This is a genomic window from Pseudomonas sp. IT-P253 (assembly GCF_949768125.1).
Taxonomy (GTDB): Bacteria; Pseudomonadota; Gammaproteobacteria; order Pseudomonadales; family Pseudomonadaceae; genus Aquipseudomonas.
This window is the reverse complement of sequence record NZ_CATKPT010000011.1, coordinates 109,032-124,189: the sequence shown is the minus strand read 5'-3', so window position 1 is coordinate 124,189 and position 15,158 is coordinate 109,032. Positions and strand designations below refer to the sequence as shown.

The following is a 15,158-nucleotide window of genomic DNA, read 5'->3' as shown; positions in this document are numbered from 1 at the left end:
GATTACCGCGAAGTAATCCGCAAAACACTTAGTGCGGCATCGACCACGACTCAAGTGTGTAACCTTCCTGGTTCAACTCGGCGCGGGCCTCTTCGAGCAGGCGTTCAAGTTGTTCAGGGTCGGTATAGGTGCTGCTCGGAATCTGTTTGCGACCAATATTGTTGTTGGTCCGGTCGATAACGGTCAGGCTGAGTTCGCCGTTACCGTCCTGTGGCGCCCAGGCCACACACTGGAAAGGCTGGAATGCGCGGTCGGCAATCAAAAGAGCTTCATTGATGCGGAGCGGGGCGTTCATGGGTTTTTCTCTCTGTATGCCCAATCAAGTGATGTGCCGACGGTTGGGCGTACCGATCGGCTGGTTACTTGTACTGATGTCCGCAACCCGGGTTCGGGTCACACACAATCAAAAGAAATTTCAACTTTCTTTCATATGCCCAGGCAAAGGGCAGGTGTTGAAAGCGCAATGAAAGACAGGGCTCGTTAGGAAACTAACAAAAACAGCTTCTTATAACTCGTTAGCTAATACCCCTATAGTCAAACGGTACAAGGGCGCGTCAAATTCTTGCTAACGTTACAGCCAGGACCACCAAATGATTGTTTTTAATAATATTACATAAAATTTGGCGTCAAGGATTAGTCATGAGCGAAGCGCCTGCCTTAAGACGTCTGTTAGTGGTAGATCCTTGCGACGACTGCCATCGTCTGTTACCCGGTTTACGCGATGTGGGTTGGGACGTTGATAGCTGTACGCTGGAAAATGCTGGCGACAAAACCTGCGATGTCGGCCTGTTGCGTTTGCACCCTTTTCATCTGGAACGCCCGGAGGCCGTCAAAGAGTTGATCAGTCGCAGCGGCACCGAATGGATCGCCGTGCTGAACCAGGAAGTCCTGCGGCTGCAGAATGTCGGGGACTTTGTTTGCGAATGGTTTTTCGATTTCCACACCTTGCCATTTGACGTGTCCAGGGTCCAGGTGACGCTGGGCCGAGCGTTTGGTATGGCCCGTCTACGTGGGCAGGGCACCGTTCACATTGATCAGCCTGAGCACGAGCTACTGGGCGACAGCAAGCCTATTCGTGAACTGCGCAAGCTGCTGAGCAAACTCGCTCCCACCGAATCCCCGGTGTTGATTCGGGGTGAAAGCGGCACGGGTAAAGAACTGGTGGCCCGGACACTGCACCGACAATCCCAGCGTCACAGCAAACCCTTTGTCGCGATCAATTGCGGCGCGATTCCCGAGCACTTGATCCAGTCGGAACTGTTTGGTCACGAAAAAGGCGCCTTTACCGGCGCCCATCAACGTAAGGTCGGACGGATCGAAGCGGCCAATGGCGGAACGTTGTTTCTCGACGAAATCGGTGACCTGCCGCTGGAACTGCAAGCCAATCTGCTGCGCTTCCTGCAGGAAAAACACATTGAACGCGTGGGCGGCAGTCAGCCGATTCCAGTGGATGTGCGGGTATTGGCGGCGACTCACGTGGACCTTGAGGCCGCGATTGAGAAGAAACTCTTTCGCGAAGATTTGTACTACCGCCTGAACGTACTGCAAGTCGTCACCGCACCGCTACGTGAGCGCCATGGTGATTTATCGATGCTGGCCAACCACTTTTCCCACTTCTACAGCCATGAAACCGGCCGCCGCCCGCGCAGCCTCAGTGACGACGCCTTGATTGCCATGGGCAAGCATGACTGGCCGGGCAATGTTCGCGAACTGGCCAACCGGGTACGTCGCGGGTTGGTATTGGCCGAAGGCCGACAAATCGAAGCGCGAGACCTGGGGCTGATCAGCCAGCAGGCCGTTGTCGCACCGATGGGCACGCTGGAAAACTACAAGTACCGGGCAGAGCGCCAGGCCTTGTGCGATGTACTGAACCGCCACAGCGATAATTTGAGTATCGCCGCCAAGGTGCTGGGGATATCCAGGCCTACCTTCTACCGTTTGTTGCACAAGCATCAGATTCGCTGAACGAAAGATCAAAAAGCCCCGCTGCGATTGAAGTCGCGGCGGGGCTTTTGTTGTGGATTAGAAGTAGTACGGGAATTTCAGGCTGAAGGAAAAGTCCGGCGCGTCTTCGGTCAGGCCCATGGCCAGGTTGGGAACAATCGTCAGGTTGGGGGATACGGCCAGGGTCATGCCGATGTTGAAGTTGGCCGAGTTGTAATCGCTGTTGGTAATCGATTGCCACTCGCCGCCGTCCGGCTTGATCTTGCTCTTGCGGGCGAACTGATCGGTGAACGAGAACGACATACTCATCTTCTCGTTCAAGGCGAATGCAATGCCGGCGCCGACCTGCCAGGAATCCCCCAGTTTCACGTCCCCGGGCACCTTGGAGTCGACCTGAGGGCTGATGTCGCTGAAAGAGTTTTCCATGTTGTAGGTGTAGGCCAGGCTGCCGAACAGCACGGCCGGGTCGAAGGTCTTGACCAGCGAGATACCCGGGGTGATCGACCAGACACCATTGCCGGTAGGCAAGCTCTGGGGGACCGAGAGGTTATCGTTGTTCGGGTCATTGACCAGCTTGATGCCGTAAGGATCCTGACCGGTCGGCGCCTTCACGCGAAATGTAAAGACCGCATCGGGCAGTTCGACTGACTCATCCAGAAATTTGTAAGCAACGCCAACGTTCACATCGCCGATGGTCGGGTCGCGGGTAACGGTTGCGTCCGACGTCACCGGGCCTGCGCCACCGGCGCCACCGGAGGAATACGTTGATTCGCGATAAATGATGGGGACGTTAATGTCGAACTGCCAACGTTGTGCCACGTTGTAGCGGGCGGTCAGGTCCAGTGTCCAGTTGTCGGCCTTGATGCGGTCGAGGTTGATGTTGCCGAGAAAAATCGAGTCCAGTGCCAGAAAGCCATTGAGCGCCAGCGCACGGGTATCGTAGTGCGTGTAGGTCAGGCCGGTTTCGACACTGAACTTGCCGCCGCCGAAAAAGCCGCTGGCTTCGTCATACAAATTGGAAACGCTTTGCGCCGGCTCCGAATCATCCTTGAGTGATTCCCCATAGGAACTGCCCTTGGTTCCGCTGGCAGCCACCGTTTGAGCGCCTTTTACCGGTTCGGCGGGGGAGCGGGTCAGGCGTTTAGGGGGCGGTGTTGCAGGTGCTTCTTCGACTTGTTTAACGCGCTGTTCGAGTACCATCAGCGCGTTCTGTTGTGCTTCGTAACGCTGTTTCAGCTCCATGAGTTCTTGTTTTAGGGCTTCTACCTGGGGGTCCGGTGCTGCTTGCAGCAAAGTGGCCGGAACCAGGGTACTTAAACAAACGACAGCTCTGAGCGTGAACGATCTGTGCATTGGTAAGCCGTCCCTTCTAACTACATTCGATGAGACTGAGCGTAGATCAATATCCGAGAGCGTGAATCCCTTTAAGCTGATCCAGATTGCCGTTCATCGAACCGGCTGATGGCAGGTTATCGCGCAGCACAACGTTGATCGACATCAGGTTGTTTACCTGGTTGCCCCCGCCGAGCAAGGTCGCGTTTTGCATCAGTCCGCCTTGGGCTAGGCGTTGCGCGGTGCTGCCCTGGTTGTTGTTGGCCACGATGTTGAGCAGCACGCCCGCGCTGTTAGCGGAAATGCTCAGCGCCCCGGCACCGTTGCTCCTGGTCATGGTTGTACCCGCGGCCAACGCTTGGCCCTGGGTATCCATTTGTGGTGCCTGGTTACCTTTTTGGACGTTGATTGCAACGTTGTTGTAAGCGCCGTTGTTGTCGCCGGCAGCGCGCACAACTTGAGTGACGCCCTCGGTCGTGTTCAGGCCGCTGCCGCCGCTGACGGTACCGGTGCCCTGAGAAACCGCCGAACCATCGCCTTTTCTGTCGATCATCGTTACGTAGAACTGCGGCTTGATAGTCGTTTGTTGAATTTGCATCGACGAGGTTGCCCCGATCACTTCACCGCTGGCATTTTGCCAAGTGCTGGTCATGGCAATCCCGAAGCTGATGATTCGTCCCGGCATGACATAGCGACCACGCAGGGCTGCCAATTCCTGATCCTTCAGTTCGATAGGCTTGAACGTTTGAGCCTGTGTCGGCAGGCTGGCGGCCAGGCAGATGATGGCCAGCCAATAGGGGGTCTTCATTGAATGCTCCCGGAGCTTCATGCTCCCTTGTCATTAGAAGAAGTCGCTCTGAATGAATCCGAAATCCAGCAACTCCGCGTCCGGCACCGGGTTGAAGGCGTTGATCTTGTTCCGGGCGGTCAAAGGCACAGGTGGGTCGAGCAGCGCATTGGTCTTGTCATAGCCCTGGCCGATGACGGCGAAAATAATGCCGTTCCAGCCTTTGATAAAATCGTCGAATTTGTAGCGTTTGTGACCCAGTACCGGATCACCGACATACACCCAGTCCTTGTCGGATTTCTGCATGACTACGAAGTGCTTGTAGCCACGGATGTCCATGAGTACCACGACCGGAATCCGCACATCTTTCAACGTCTCTGGCGCTACCCGGTAACCGCGGGCGCGCATGCCGATACTTTCCACGTAGTGCTTCATGTCGAGCATGGAAAAGCCCTGGACGCGGACAAGATTTTGATCGGAGTGTTCGAGCATGCCTTCGATGATTTGTTCTTCGTTCACGTCCAGCCAATAGGCCTGACGCAATATGGTTGCCAGCGCAGCTGCGCCGCAACTGAAGTCGGTTTTCTGTTGCACCAGGTCGGCAAATTTGCGCTCGCGTATGCTCTGGACCGGCTTATACACCAGCCCGCCGCCCGGCAGGACGGAAAGCGGCATTTGTGCAGCCTCGATTACGCTGGCCACGCAAAGCAAAAATGCCAAGGCGATAATGCGCATGGTGGGATGCCTTCTGGATGTGGTGAAAAAGGCCCCCAAAAGGGGGCCTCCAGAGACAGCATTAGAACGATTGATTGGCAATGGACAGCGAGTTGCTTTGTTGGTTACCCACACCAGCAGCCACGTTGACGCCCAGGTTGCCACTGCCGCCATTCACCGAACCGCTCAGGGTTGCAGTGTTGGTCACAGGGTTGGCCCAGCCAGTTGGAGTCAGCACTTGATAGGAGTAGGTGTTGCTCAAATCAAATGAACTGCTCTCACTGAAGCTCTTCGTTACGTCTTCCGAAGAGGCGGACGCATTCTTGCCAGACTTGGCGTACGAGGAGTCATACGCTGCTTTGAACGACGAGTCTGCCGACTTTGTGTACGAAGAATCAGACGATTTTGTGTACGAAGAGTCAGACGATTTTTGGTGCGTTGTGCTGGCAGATGCATCGAGCGATGCGTTCAGCGACGCGTCAAGCGATGCGCTGGCAGTCGAACTGCGGGTGTGAGCGCCACTGCCATTATTCCAGGTAACACTTCTGGAAGCATCGGCCGCTGCGGCCAAAGACGCGGCCAAAGTAGCACTCAAAGTAGCGCTGCTAGAAGAGCTCGAACTCTTGCTTTGGGAACCGCTCGCATCAAAGCTCCTGGAACCGCTCGCATCAAAGCTCCTGGAACCACTTGCATCAAAGCTATTTGAACCGCTCGCAGACCAGCTGCTGGAAGCGCTCTTATCAACGTCCAAAGTGGATGCCTTGCTGAAAGACTGGCTACCGCTGGCTGTATGGGTAACCGTCAGCGTATCCACACGGTACGTACGATCGGCGCCGTTATTCACTGTCAGGCCAGGACTGCTTTGGTCGGCAGAGGCAGTGGCTGTTGCGTTACCAAGCCGGGCATTGGAGTTGGCAATTGCCATGGTGTTTTTCTGTTGGTTAAGGTCACCACCAGCAATGTTGATACCCATGTTGCCGCTGCCGGCATTGCCCGATCCGCTCATCACACCAGAGTTTGTGGTGGAGTAGTTGTCGACCTTGTTATTGTTGCCGTATTGCGTGACCTTAGAGGTGGCATTGGCAGTCCCGAACACAAAGCTGTTATCGAGACTGGAGTTGGAGGCAGCGTTGGCGATGGCAGCCGCGTTGTCTTGTTGGTTGCCAGAGCCTGCAGCCACGTTGACGCCGACGTTGCCGCTGGAGCCTGAGGCAGAACTGCTCATCACGGCTGAGTTCTTAGTCCCTTCGTTGCCGACGTAGTTGCCAGTACTGGTCTGCTTATCGGATGCGTTTGCAGTCGCGTTGACAGGGATCCTGGTTGGAGGAGGGGTATGGTGGTGGTGGCGTCCATTGTTATCGCCCTGCCCAGCTTGTACAGCAACAGCCATGACCGCAGCGATTGCGAAAACCAGAGGCTTTATTGCCATTGAAGGTTTCATGCTTGTTCTCCGTACTCTTTTTAGGTAGTTAAGTGTTGTTATTACCTGTTTGGGTCAATCCGCGACCCGTACGCTCAGGGTGTTGGCCGTTCGGTTTCCCACCCCGGCGCTCTGATTCAACTGAATCACCCCACGGCTACCGGTGAAGGCCTGATCGCTGGTAGCGATCTGGCGATAGCCAGGTGCAGAGTCAGTTGGATCGGAGTTGGTGATCAGCGCCACGTTCTGTTGCATGAGGACGCTGTCGTCGATACTTTGCGGCTGTGCACTGATGCTTATCCGCAGGGCATTGGCTTGCTGGTTGCTGGCACCCGCACTCTGGTTGACGCCCAGTGCGCCGTTGCCATTGCTGAAGGAGTTGCCTTGAATGCTGGATCGGGCATCGATCCTGGGGTCGACCTGTGAACGCAGCCGTTGGCGAATCTGTGTGGTAGCACTGGCGTCGTTGCCAACGGCGAAAGCCCGGGCGTTGGCCTGTTGCTGCTGATCGCCCGCAGCCTGGTTGACCGAGAGGTTGCCCTGGTACTGCGTGCCCGAACCGTCGATTTCGGCGTTATTGATCGCGGGAGGTTGGGCAAAGGTCGATGCACTGCAAAACATGGCGATAATCAGCAGCGTACGATTCATGTTAACGGTCTCCCGTCATGACTTTCATAGCGCCCATGCCTTGCTGGATGCTTGAATTGACCATGTTGGCAATACCGTTGCCCGAATTTCCCGAGTGTCCCGCGGCGAGGTTGGAAAGCTGGGACTGGTTGGTGGCATTGCCGCCCAGGTTGTTGGTGTTTTGAGTGACCAGGCGCGAGATGCCTGCACCACTGGCGACACCGGCAAAGTCACCGTCGCTCAACTCGTTCGTTTGGCTGAGGATATGTTGGGACGGGTTGGCATTGACGGTCGTGGGGTTTGGGTCGGGCGCCAGCGGCGCACGCGTTGCCATGCGCGGTTGGACATCACGTTTGATAATAATGATGCCGTTGTCAGCCTGGACGGGCAGGCTGACACTTGTGCCCAGTGCGCATCCGATCAGCAGCAGGCTATAGATACTCTTATCAAGTTTCCCCACGGCGGCAATTCCTTCTGTAAGTGGAACGCTGGCCCTTATCAGCGTTGCGGGGAAGACAGCAGAAGGTGTGCCGGTTTTAGTTTTACTTTTTAAAACAGTCGGTTGGCTTTAATTGTCGAGGTGGTCAAAAAAATTTTGTAACGCCACCGAGACAGAGGTACGCAAAAGCGCCGTCCATGCTGGCGGCATTGCTCGTCAAGGGCGCCAAAGGCTGGTTGTATCAGTGGCTTGACATTTTTTTTACGGAACGCTCGGGCCGCTTTAGTTCGCGGGTTTGAGCAGGGATGGTTGTATCAGGAGTGGACATTTTCGGCAGGGCGGCGAACCCCACCTGTCAGGCCTTGAGCAAGCGCGTCACAGCCTCGAATGCCGCGTCTTTGCGCGATTCCCAATCACCTTGCAGTACCTGGCAAGGCTGGCGGTGCAGGTCAAGCCATTGGCGGCTGGCCTGGAAAAACGCCTGGCGTTCTGCCAGTTGCGGTTGGCAACGCTGTCCGTCGTCATGCCAGGCCACGGTTTCAGGGCTCAGCAACAAATGCAGATCGTAGTGCCGTGCCAACAATGCTTGCTCGATCCACGTCGGACAAGCGCCAAACAAAGTGCGACTCCAAAGAATATTACTTAGGAGATGCGTATCGAGAATCAACAGTGACGGTTGTGTGGCGCGTGCTTCATCTTCCCAAGTCAGCTGGCCATGTGCTATGGCTTTAATATCATCGTAGCGGGTTTCGCGGTTTTCGCTTTCGATAAAATACCGAACGTACTCACCGACCAATATGCCGCCAAAATTGGCGTAAATCTCGCCCGAAAGCCAGCTTTTGCCGCTGGATTCCGGCCCTGTCAGCACCAACACCTTCATGGGCACAGCAGCGGATCGCTGCGCCATGTGCGCCAGCCTTGAATGGCCAGCAGGGTGAACAGTCCATACAGGGCGGCAGTCAGGTACATCCCCTTGTACACGAACAGGCCGACGAAAATACAGTCCAGGACGATCCACAGCGGCCAGCACTGCACGCGCTTTTGCGCCATCCATAATTGCGCCACCAGGCTGAAGCCCGTCAGCGCAGCATCCAGCCAGGGTTGCGCGGCGTCGGTCCAATGGGCCATGGCGGCGCCCAGTAACAGACTACCCATTGCACCGACGGCCAGGCCGATTGCCACGGATCGAGCATCGAGCTGACTGACCCGCCGACCCTGTCGCGTATCACCCGCACGGGTCCACTGCCACCAGCCATACAGCTGCAGGGCGGCGTAGATCACTTGCAGCAGCATGTCCGAATACAGCTTCACGTCGAAAAAGATCCAGCTATAAAGCAGCACCATGACCAGACCGATCGGCCAGCACCAGGGGTTCTGTTTGACCGTCAACCGGACGGCAATGACACCGAGGGCGGCGGCAAACAGTTCAAGCCCGGACATGAGGTTCCTTGGGGAGAAGTCGAAGAGGGGGCGGATTGTAACGGCAGACGCTGCCAAGTAGAACCGCATCGCACGGTGTAGCAGCTGCCGAGCAGCGCGAGGCTGCGTTCGGCTGCGCAGCAGTCGTGAAACCAGGCGATGCGCAATGTCAGTTGAACCGCGTGCTCAGGGTTTACGACTGCTGCGCAGCCGAACGCAGCAGCTGCTACAGGTTGTAGTGCCAGGCGCTGGCTGCGCTTGATCGGGCCCACTCGACCCAAGTCACGGCAACAGTAATGAGACTTGTCTGATACGATTTCGTCCCCGCACGATAAACCTGAATCCAGGTTGATTTTTCACAGGTTTTTGACGGTTCTGTGTGGATCCTGTGCGCGGCGGACTTCAGCTACGCTGATCGCAGTGAACGCTCTACATAATATTAACGGGGCATGCCTGGGGGCATTGCTTCTTGGGGGATTGATGGATCTTTGGACCGCCTTGCAGGCATTGATACTTGGCGTTGTAGAAGGGCTGACGGAGTTTTTGCCCATTTCCAGTACCGGACACCAGATCATCGTGGCCGACTTGCTCAACTTTGGGGGTGAGCGGGCTATCGCGTTCAACATCATTATCCAGTTGGGGGCGATTCTGGCCGTGGTCTGGGAGTTTCGTCGCAAAATCCTCGACGTGGTGACCGGCTTGCCGACCCAGCCGAGTGCTCGTCGCTTTACCGCGAACCTGCTGATTGCGTTTATGCCCGCCGTGGTCCTCGGTGTGATTTTTTCCGATTTGATTCACCGGTACCTGTTCAACCCGATTACGGTCGCCACGGCGTTGGTCGTGGGCGGGATAATCATGTTGTGGGCCGAGAAGCGTCAGCATGAAGTGCATGCCGAAACGGTCGATGAAATCACTTGGCAAGATGCTCTGAAAGTCGGCTTCGCCCAGTGCCTGGCGATGATTCCGGGAACATCGCGTTCCGGGTCGACGATCATTGGTGGCCTGTTGTTCGGGCTGTCGCGCAAAACCGCTACCGAGTTCTCGTTCTTTCTGGCCATGCCAACCATGGTGGCTGCTGCGGTGTATTCGGGGTTCAAGTATCGCCACCTGTTCGTGCCGGCAGACTTCCCGGTGTTCGCTATCGGTTTCGTCACCGCGTTCATTTTCGCGATGATCGCGGTCAAGGGCCTGCTCAAGTTCATCGCCACCCACAGCTATGCGGCATTTGCCTGGTATCGCATTGCGTTCGGCATTGTGATCCTGGCGACCTGGCAGTTCGGTTGGGTCGATTGGGTTGCCGTGAAGCCATGAATGACTCCAGCACGCGCCACAATCCCGGGCGCCCATCCAGAGGAGAGACTCAGCATCTGCGGCTAAAGCTGGTGGTGTTTGCGGTCTTGTGCGCGCTGCCGCTGTTTGGCTCGATCTCGCTCTGGCTGCAGCGGGTTTCGGTGATCCCTTTGGCGGCGTACGGGATTGTCAGCGTGCTGGCGTTTTTTCTGTATTGGAGCGACAAGCGCAAGGCGCGCTTCGACCATTGGCGGACACCGGAGAACGTGTTGCATGCGGTGGAGTTCGCGGGCGGTTGGCCGGGTGCCTTGCTGGCGCAACAGGTGTTTCGGCACAAGACGCGTAAAGTTTCGTATCAGCTGGTGTTCTGGATCATCGTGCTGATGCATCAAGTGTTCTGGATCGACCAGCTGTTCCTCGGCGCACACCTGTTCGCTTTGTTCTGAAACAGCGGGTTCTATAGCAGCAGGCCGACCTGAGTGCGCTTGGGCAGCTTGCTCACTACCAGTTGATGGGAGCGCTGCAGTAAGCCTTGTAGCTCTTCGGCGGCCAAAGGGTAGGGCGTTTCCATGATGATCCACTGGGCTCGCGCCAGATAAGGCGCAGGATGGATGCCCGGGCGGTCGCAATGCCCGAGAAACAGGTCCTTGTCGACCTTGAACGCAAGGGACGCGCCGCGCAAGTTCTGCAAGGCGAACATCTTGTTCCCGGCGATCGAAAACACCCGCACACCTCCCCACTTGTAGTCTTCCCGCGCACCCGGCAGCGCGAGACAGAATGTTGCGACTTCCTCTTCGCTCATGCGTCCAGTCTTCATATCAGTCGGTCCCCACAGGCGTTGAATGATTCGATCAAATGGTCGATCCAGGCGCGCACCGCCGGCATCACTCCGCGGCGGTGAGGGTAGACCGCTTGCAACCAGCCGCCAGGTAACGACCATTCAGGCAGCATTTGCACCAGCGAGCCGTTTTCCAATTCCTGCTCGCAATACATCATCGGCAGCATCGTAAAGCCCAGGCCGGCGAGGGTGCAGGCCCGGCGCACGATGAAGTCGTCGATGCCCAGTCGCGCTTCCAGTGCCACGTCGAAGCTTTTGCCCTGTTGATCGAGCATGCGGATATGCACCATGCGGTCGGCTTCCAGTGCGCCGAGCACCGGCACGCCCTTGAGGTCCTCGGGATGATGGATCTCCCGGCCAAGGAGAAAGGCCGGACTGGCCACCAGGAGCGTCTGTGCCTGGCGCAGGCGCCGGGTCACCAGCAGCGGATCTTCATCGCCCGGTTCGCGAACCCGCAAAGCGACGTCGACACCCTCGGTCACCAGATCGACCCGGCGGTTGAGCAGCATGACTTCCAGTTGAACCAGCGGATGCTTTTCAAGAAATCTGCTGATCACCATCGGCAACATTTCGTGGGCCAACCCGACCGGGCAGGACACCCGCAAGCGCCCACGAGGTTCGCTGGACATGCTGGCCACCGCTTCATCGGCCATTTCGGCTTCCAGCAACATCGCTTGACAGTGTCGCAGGTAGCGCTCGCCCACCGCTGTCAACTTAAGTTGTCGCGTGGTGCGTTGCAGCAGGCGCGCGCCAAGGCGTTCTTCGAGTTCAGCGATGCGTCGCGAGAGCCGCGACTTTGGAATCCCCAGCAAACGCCCGGCCGCTGCAAAGCCGCCGGCTTCAACCACTTTGGCAAAATAGTAGAGGTCATTAAGGTCTTGCATGAGAGTGTCAGCCCGATTGTTCTATCAGTAGGACGAACTATCGCATTGTTGCCGTCTAATCAGCTATTGGTTTCGCCTGTAGGATTGTTTCCATCAGATCGCCCCGTGGCGATCCTCACCTGGAGATCCCACATGAAACTGTTGCATATCGATTCAAGCATTCTTGGTGACAACTCGGCTTCCCGTCAGCTGAGCAGTGAAGTCGTTAAAGCCTGGCACGCCGCCGAGCCGTCTGCCGTGGTGACTTACCGCGACCTGGCTGCCGATGCTATCAGCCACTTCTCCGCGACGACGCTGGTTGCCGCTGGCACCACCGCTGAACTGCGTAATGCCGCTCAACAACACGAAGCCGAGCTGAGTGCGTCGACCCTGGCCGAGTTCATCGCGGCGGATGCTGTTGTGATCGCCGCCCCAATGTACAACTTCACCATCCCGACCCAACTCAAGGCCTGGATCGACCGTATCGCCGTTGCCGGTCAAACCTTCCGTTACACCGAAGCCGGCCCTGAAGGCCTGTGCGGTGGCAAGAAAGTCGTGATCGTTTCGACTTCCGGCGGTATGCATGCTGGTCAGGTGACTGGTGTCGCTCATGAAGAGTATCTGAAAGTGTTGTTCGGCTTCCTTGGTATCACTGACATCGAGTTCGTCCGCGCCCACGGTCTGGCTTACGGTGACGAAGTACGTACCAAAGCCATGAGCGACGCGCACGCGCACATTAGCGAGCAATTGTTCGCCGCCGCATAAGGCTTGCGTAAAGTCGTCAATCGGCGCAGGCAACACCTCAAAAACTCTGTATTCTGAACACGCAAGTGTCAGATACGGAGTTTTTTTGTTTCCTGTCATTGCTGTTTGATGAATTGTTGGCCCGAGTTATGCAGTCAAGGGTTACCGTCTCCGGTCAAGTAACAAGGTGGGGCATCCCATGGTGCGTCTTTGTGCAACATTACTGATTTGCCTGCTCAGCAGCCTGAATTCAGTGCACGCTGCGCATGCGCTACGTCCTCAATGGAGCGTCGGTTTCCATGAAATGACCTTTCTCGACCCGTTGGATCTTCAACCCATGCGGGCCATCGCTTTCTATCCCTCCAACGACCGCGAACACACCAGCAAACTCGAGGGTTACTCGGTTGAAGCCGGCGAAGACACCCCCGTCGCCATTGGTCGCTTCCCGATGCTGATGCTGTCCCACGGCAACACCGGAACCCCGCTGGCCTTGCACGACCTGATGACCTCGCTGGCGCGCAAAGGTTTTGTGGTGGTGGCGGTGTTCCATCCCGGTGACAACTCCAAAGATCACAGCCGCCTCGGTACTTTGAGTAACCTTTACGGCCGACCGATCCAGATTTCCGAAGCCATTACCGCGACCTTGGGCGATCGTATGCTCGCACCTTTCGTCAATGCCGATCAGGTGGGCGTGATCGGCTATTCGGCCGGCGGAGAGACAGCGTTGATCCTGTCCGGTGCCACGCCAGATTTGGACCGCTTGCGCCGCTATTGCCAGGAGCGCCCCGATGACCGCGATGCCTGCAACACAAAAGGTGAGTTGATCGTCGACCGCGATGACTTGCAACCGATCGCCGACCCGCGTGTCCACGCGTTGCTGTTGATGGCGCCACTGAGCTTGAAGTTTGGCCGTTCCACGTTGGCCGATGTGCATGTGCCGGTGCTGCTTTACAGCGGTGATGGCGACAAACTGGTGGCGTTCGACAAAAACGCCGCAGCCCTGGCGCGGAAACTACCCATCGCACCGGACTTCAAGTTACTGGCCGGGGCAGGGCACTTCGTATTCATGGCGCCGTGCAACGAAGATCAGTTTATCGTCACGCCTGCGCTGTGCACTGATGCCGATGGCGTCGACCGCGAAGACATTCACCGCAATCTGATTTCCGAAGCCGGGAGTTTCTTTTCCCGCACGCTGGGCAAAGCCACCCGCGCCGGGATGCAAACCGCCGATCAATAAGCAATCCTTGTGTAGGAGCAAGCTCGCTCCTACACAAGGGATTGTGGATGTCAGGCCATTGCGCGACGTTTCAATAACAGGGTCAGGCCCAGCCCCGTCACCGACAGCAACGCTGCGCTGAAGAAAATCCACGAATACCCCAGGTTCAACGCCACCGCGCCCATCAACGGCCCGGCAATCGCCAGCGCCAGATCGAAAAACACGGCGTAAGCACTCAAGCCCGCCCCGCGACTGGAATTGGGTACTTGTTTGATCGCCTCAACTCCCAGTGCCGGATACACCAATGACAGCCCAAACCCGGTCAGCCCCGCACCAATCAGGGCATAGCCGGTCGAAGGCGCCAGCCACAGCAGCCCCAAGCCGACTGTTTCAATGGTCATGCAGGCGATGGCCGAGGTGAAGCCGCCGAAGCGACTAATCGCCGAGATGAACAGCAGTCGCGACAAAATAAAGCAGATCCCGAACACCGTCAGGCAATAGGCCGCGCCAGTCCAGCCTCGGCTGACGTAATACAAGGTAATAAACGTCGTCAGTGTGCCGTAACCGATCGAGGCGAGGCTCAGGCTCGCACCAAACGGCGCGATCCGCCCGAACACTGCCCAGAACGGCAGGCGCTCGCCGCGAATCACCGGCACCGAGGGTTTGTTGCGGATGAGCACCAGCGCCGCCAAGGCCAGCAGCGACAGTACGATCCCCAGGCTGGCAAAGCCATAGTCTGCGACCATCACCACACCCAGCGGCGCACCGATCGCAATGGCACCATAAGAGGCAATGCCATTCCACGAAATCGAGCGTGCGGTGTGTTCCGCACCGACCTGGCCCATGCACCAGCTGATGGTGCCGACGCCGATCAAGCCCTGGGCGACCCCGAGTAACAAGCGACCGGCAATCAGGATCAACAAACTCGGCAGCGCATAGTTTTGCAGCAGCGTAGAAATCAATGTCAGCACGCCGCTCAACACAATCCCCGATAACCCGTAAACAATCGCCCGCTTGGTGCCGATGGTGTCCGACATGCGCCCGGCCATCGGACGGCTGAGCAGCGTGGCCAGGTATTGAGAGCCAATCGTCAGCCCTGCAACAATCGCGCTGAAGCCCAACTGTTCGTGGACATACCCCGGCAACACCGCAATCGGCAGACCGATGCAGAGGAAGGCAACAAAGGTATAGAACACGATGGAGACAATCTGCAGGGTGATCGCCATGGAGCTTTGCGGGGGCAATTGCTGCACTGACATGAGGGCTCGTTCGCGGGCGGCGGTGGGAGAGCTGCATCATGGCTTGGGTGAGAAATAAAAGGAAGCAGGCTAACTATATTCGTTGAATTCGAGGGCCTCCTCGCGGGCAAGCCTCGCTCCTACAGAGTCGAGGTCGCTCACAAGGCTCGGGCACGACACATTTCCTGTAGGAGCGTGGCTTGCCCGCGAAGAGGCCTTTGACACCAAGAACATACGGTCCTGAAATGCAAAAAGCCCCGTCACCAGGACAGGGCTTTTCAGTTTCA

Annotated in this window: 17 protein-coding genes; 5 read left to right on the top strand and 12 right to left on the bottom strand. The window is 57.1% G+C overall.

The window, feature by feature from the left end:
- Nucleotides 1-28 precede the first annotated feature (28 nt).
- The gene (locus ACM6IR_RS06340; RefSeq protein WP_201119983.1) at nucleotides 29-295 is read right to left on the bottom strand and encodes a hypothetical protein; all 267 of its coding nucleotides are present in this window, start codon (nucleotides 293-295) and stop codon (nucleotides 29-31) included.
- 344 nt (nucleotides 296-639) lie between these two features.
- Between ACM6IR_RS06340 and ACM6IR_RS06335 the strand changes: the two genes are divergently transcribed.
- Nucleotides 640-1,965 carry a sigma 54-interacting transcriptional regulator gene (locus ACM6IR_RS06335; protein ID WP_414906904.1) on the top strand — a complete coding sequence of 442 codons (1,326 nt, stop codon included), beginning with the start codon at nucleotides 640-642 and terminating at the stop codon, nucleotides 1,963-1,965.
- A gap of 57 nt (nucleotides 1,966-2,022) precedes the next feature.
- Here ACM6IR_RS06335 and ACM6IR_RS06330 read toward each other — a convergent pair whose 3' ends face one another.
- The 8 genes from ACM6IR_RS06330 to pnuC all read right to left on the bottom strand — a co-directional run bounded on the left by ACM6IR_RS06330 (nucleotide 2,023) and on the right by pnuC (nucleotide 8,703).
- Nucleotides 2,023-3,297 (bottom strand): transporter, encoded by a 1,275-nt coding sequence (locus ACM6IR_RS06330; protein ID WP_414906903.1) that lies wholly within the window; start codon nucleotides 3,295-3,297, stop codon nucleotides 2,023-2,025.
- 46 nt (nucleotides 3,298-3,343) lie between these two features.
- Nucleotides 3,344-4,084 carry a hypothetical protein gene (locus tag ACM6IR_RS06325; RefSeq protein ID WP_414906902.1) on the bottom strand — a complete coding sequence of 247 codons (741 nt, stop codon included), beginning with the start codon at nucleotides 4,082-4,084 and terminating at the stop codon, nucleotides 3,344-3,346.
- 33 nt (nucleotides 4,085-4,117) lie between these two features.
- Nucleotides 4,118-4,798, bottom strand: a complete 681-nt coding sequence (locus ACM6IR_RS06320) for a C39 family peptidase (RefSeq protein ID WP_414906901.1) — start codon at nucleotides 4,796-4,798, stop codon at nucleotides 4,118-4,120.
- 61 nt (nucleotides 4,799-4,859) lie between these two features.
- Entirely contained in the window at nucleotides 4,860-6,218 is a 1,359-nt protein-coding gene (locus ACM6IR_RS06315; RefSeq protein WP_414906900.1) for a heme utilization protein, read from the bottom strand.
- Between the two features lie 54 nt (nucleotides 6,219-6,272).
- Nucleotides 6,273-6,845 carry an adhesin gene (locus tag ACM6IR_RS06310; protein ID WP_414906899.1) on the bottom strand — a complete coding sequence of 191 codons (573 nt, stop codon included), beginning with the start codon at nucleotides 6,843-6,845 and terminating at the stop codon, nucleotides 6,273-6,275.
- A 1-nt stretch (nucleotide 6,846) separates the two neighbouring features.
- A complete protein-coding gene (locus ACM6IR_RS06305; RefSeq protein WP_414906898.1) occupies nucleotides 6,847-7,284 on the bottom strand; it encodes a hypothetical protein in 438 nt (145 codons plus the stop codon).
- Between the two features lie 334 nt (nucleotides 7,285-7,618).
- Nucleotides 7,619-8,143 (bottom strand): AAA family ATPase, encoded by a 525-nt coding sequence (locus tag ACM6IR_RS06300; protein WP_414907295.1) that lies wholly within the window; start codon nucleotides 8,141-8,143, stop codon nucleotides 7,619-7,621.
- Nucleotides 8,140-8,703 carry a nicotinamide riboside transporter PnuC gene (pnuC, locus tag ACM6IR_RS06295; RefSeq protein WP_414906897.1) on the bottom strand — a complete coding sequence of 188 codons (564 nt, stop codon included), beginning with the start codon at nucleotides 8,701-8,703 and terminating at the stop codon, nucleotides 8,140-8,142. Before pnuC ends, ACM6IR_RS06300 begins: the two co-directional genes overlap by 4 nt.
- Nucleotides 8,704-9,162: 459 nt before the next feature.
- Here pnuC and ACM6IR_RS06290 point away from each other — a divergent pair, with 459 nt between their 5' ends.
- Together ACM6IR_RS06290 and ACM6IR_RS06285 are read left to right on the top strand one after the other, a co-directional pair.
- A complete protein-coding gene (locus tag ACM6IR_RS06290; RefSeq protein WP_414906896.1) occupies nucleotides 9,163-9,993 on the top strand; it encodes an undecaprenyl-diphosphate phosphatase in 831 nt (276 codons plus the stop codon).
- Nucleotides 9,990-10,418, top strand: coding sequence for a DUF1294 domain-containing protein (locus ACM6IR_RS06285; RefSeq protein ID WP_414906895.1), 429 nt, complete (start codon nucleotides 9,990-9,992; stop codon nucleotides 10,416-10,418). The genes ACM6IR_RS06290 and ACM6IR_RS06285 overlap by 4 nt, the downstream gene beginning before the upstream one ends.
- Before the next feature lie 11 nt (nucleotides 10,419-10,429).
- Here ACM6IR_RS06285 and ACM6IR_RS06280 read toward each other — a convergent pair whose 3' ends face one another.
- Entirely contained in the window at nucleotides 10,430-10,789 is a 360-nt protein-coding gene (locus tag ACM6IR_RS06280) for an MmcQ/YjbR family DNA-binding protein (protein ID WP_414906894.1), read from the bottom strand.
- Complete coding sequence (locus ACM6IR_RS06275; protein ID WP_414906893.1) at nucleotides 10,786-11,694, bottom strand: LysR substrate-binding domain-containing protein; 909 nt, start codon at nucleotides 11,692-11,694, stop codon at nucleotides 10,786-10,788. The genes ACM6IR_RS06280 and ACM6IR_RS06275 overlap by 4 nt, the downstream gene beginning before the upstream one ends.
- 132 nt (nucleotides 11,695-11,826) lie before the next feature.
- On the opposite strand from ACM6IR_RS06275, the gene ACM6IR_RS06270 reads away from it, so the two are divergent.
- Complete coding sequence (locus ACM6IR_RS06270) at nucleotides 11,827-12,438, top strand: FMN-dependent NADH-azoreductase (protein ID WP_414906892.1); 612 nt, start codon at nucleotides 11,827-11,829, stop codon at nucleotides 12,436-12,438.
- Nucleotides 12,439-12,616: 178 nt separating this feature from the next.
- The gene (locus ACM6IR_RS06265) at nucleotides 12,617-13,654 is read left to right on the top strand and encodes an alpha/beta hydrolase family protein (protein WP_414906891.1); all 1,038 of its coding nucleotides are present in this window, start codon (nucleotides 12,617-12,619) and stop codon (nucleotides 13,652-13,654) included.
- A gap of 50 nt (nucleotides 13,655-13,704) precedes the next feature.
- Here the strand turns inward: ACM6IR_RS06265 and ACM6IR_RS06260 are convergent, their stop codons facing one another.
- Complete coding sequence (locus ACM6IR_RS06260) at nucleotides 13,705-14,892, bottom strand: MFS transporter (protein WP_414906890.1); 1,188 nt, start codon at nucleotides 14,890-14,892, stop codon at nucleotides 13,705-13,707.
- Nucleotides 14,893-15,158: the final 266 nt, after the last annotated feature.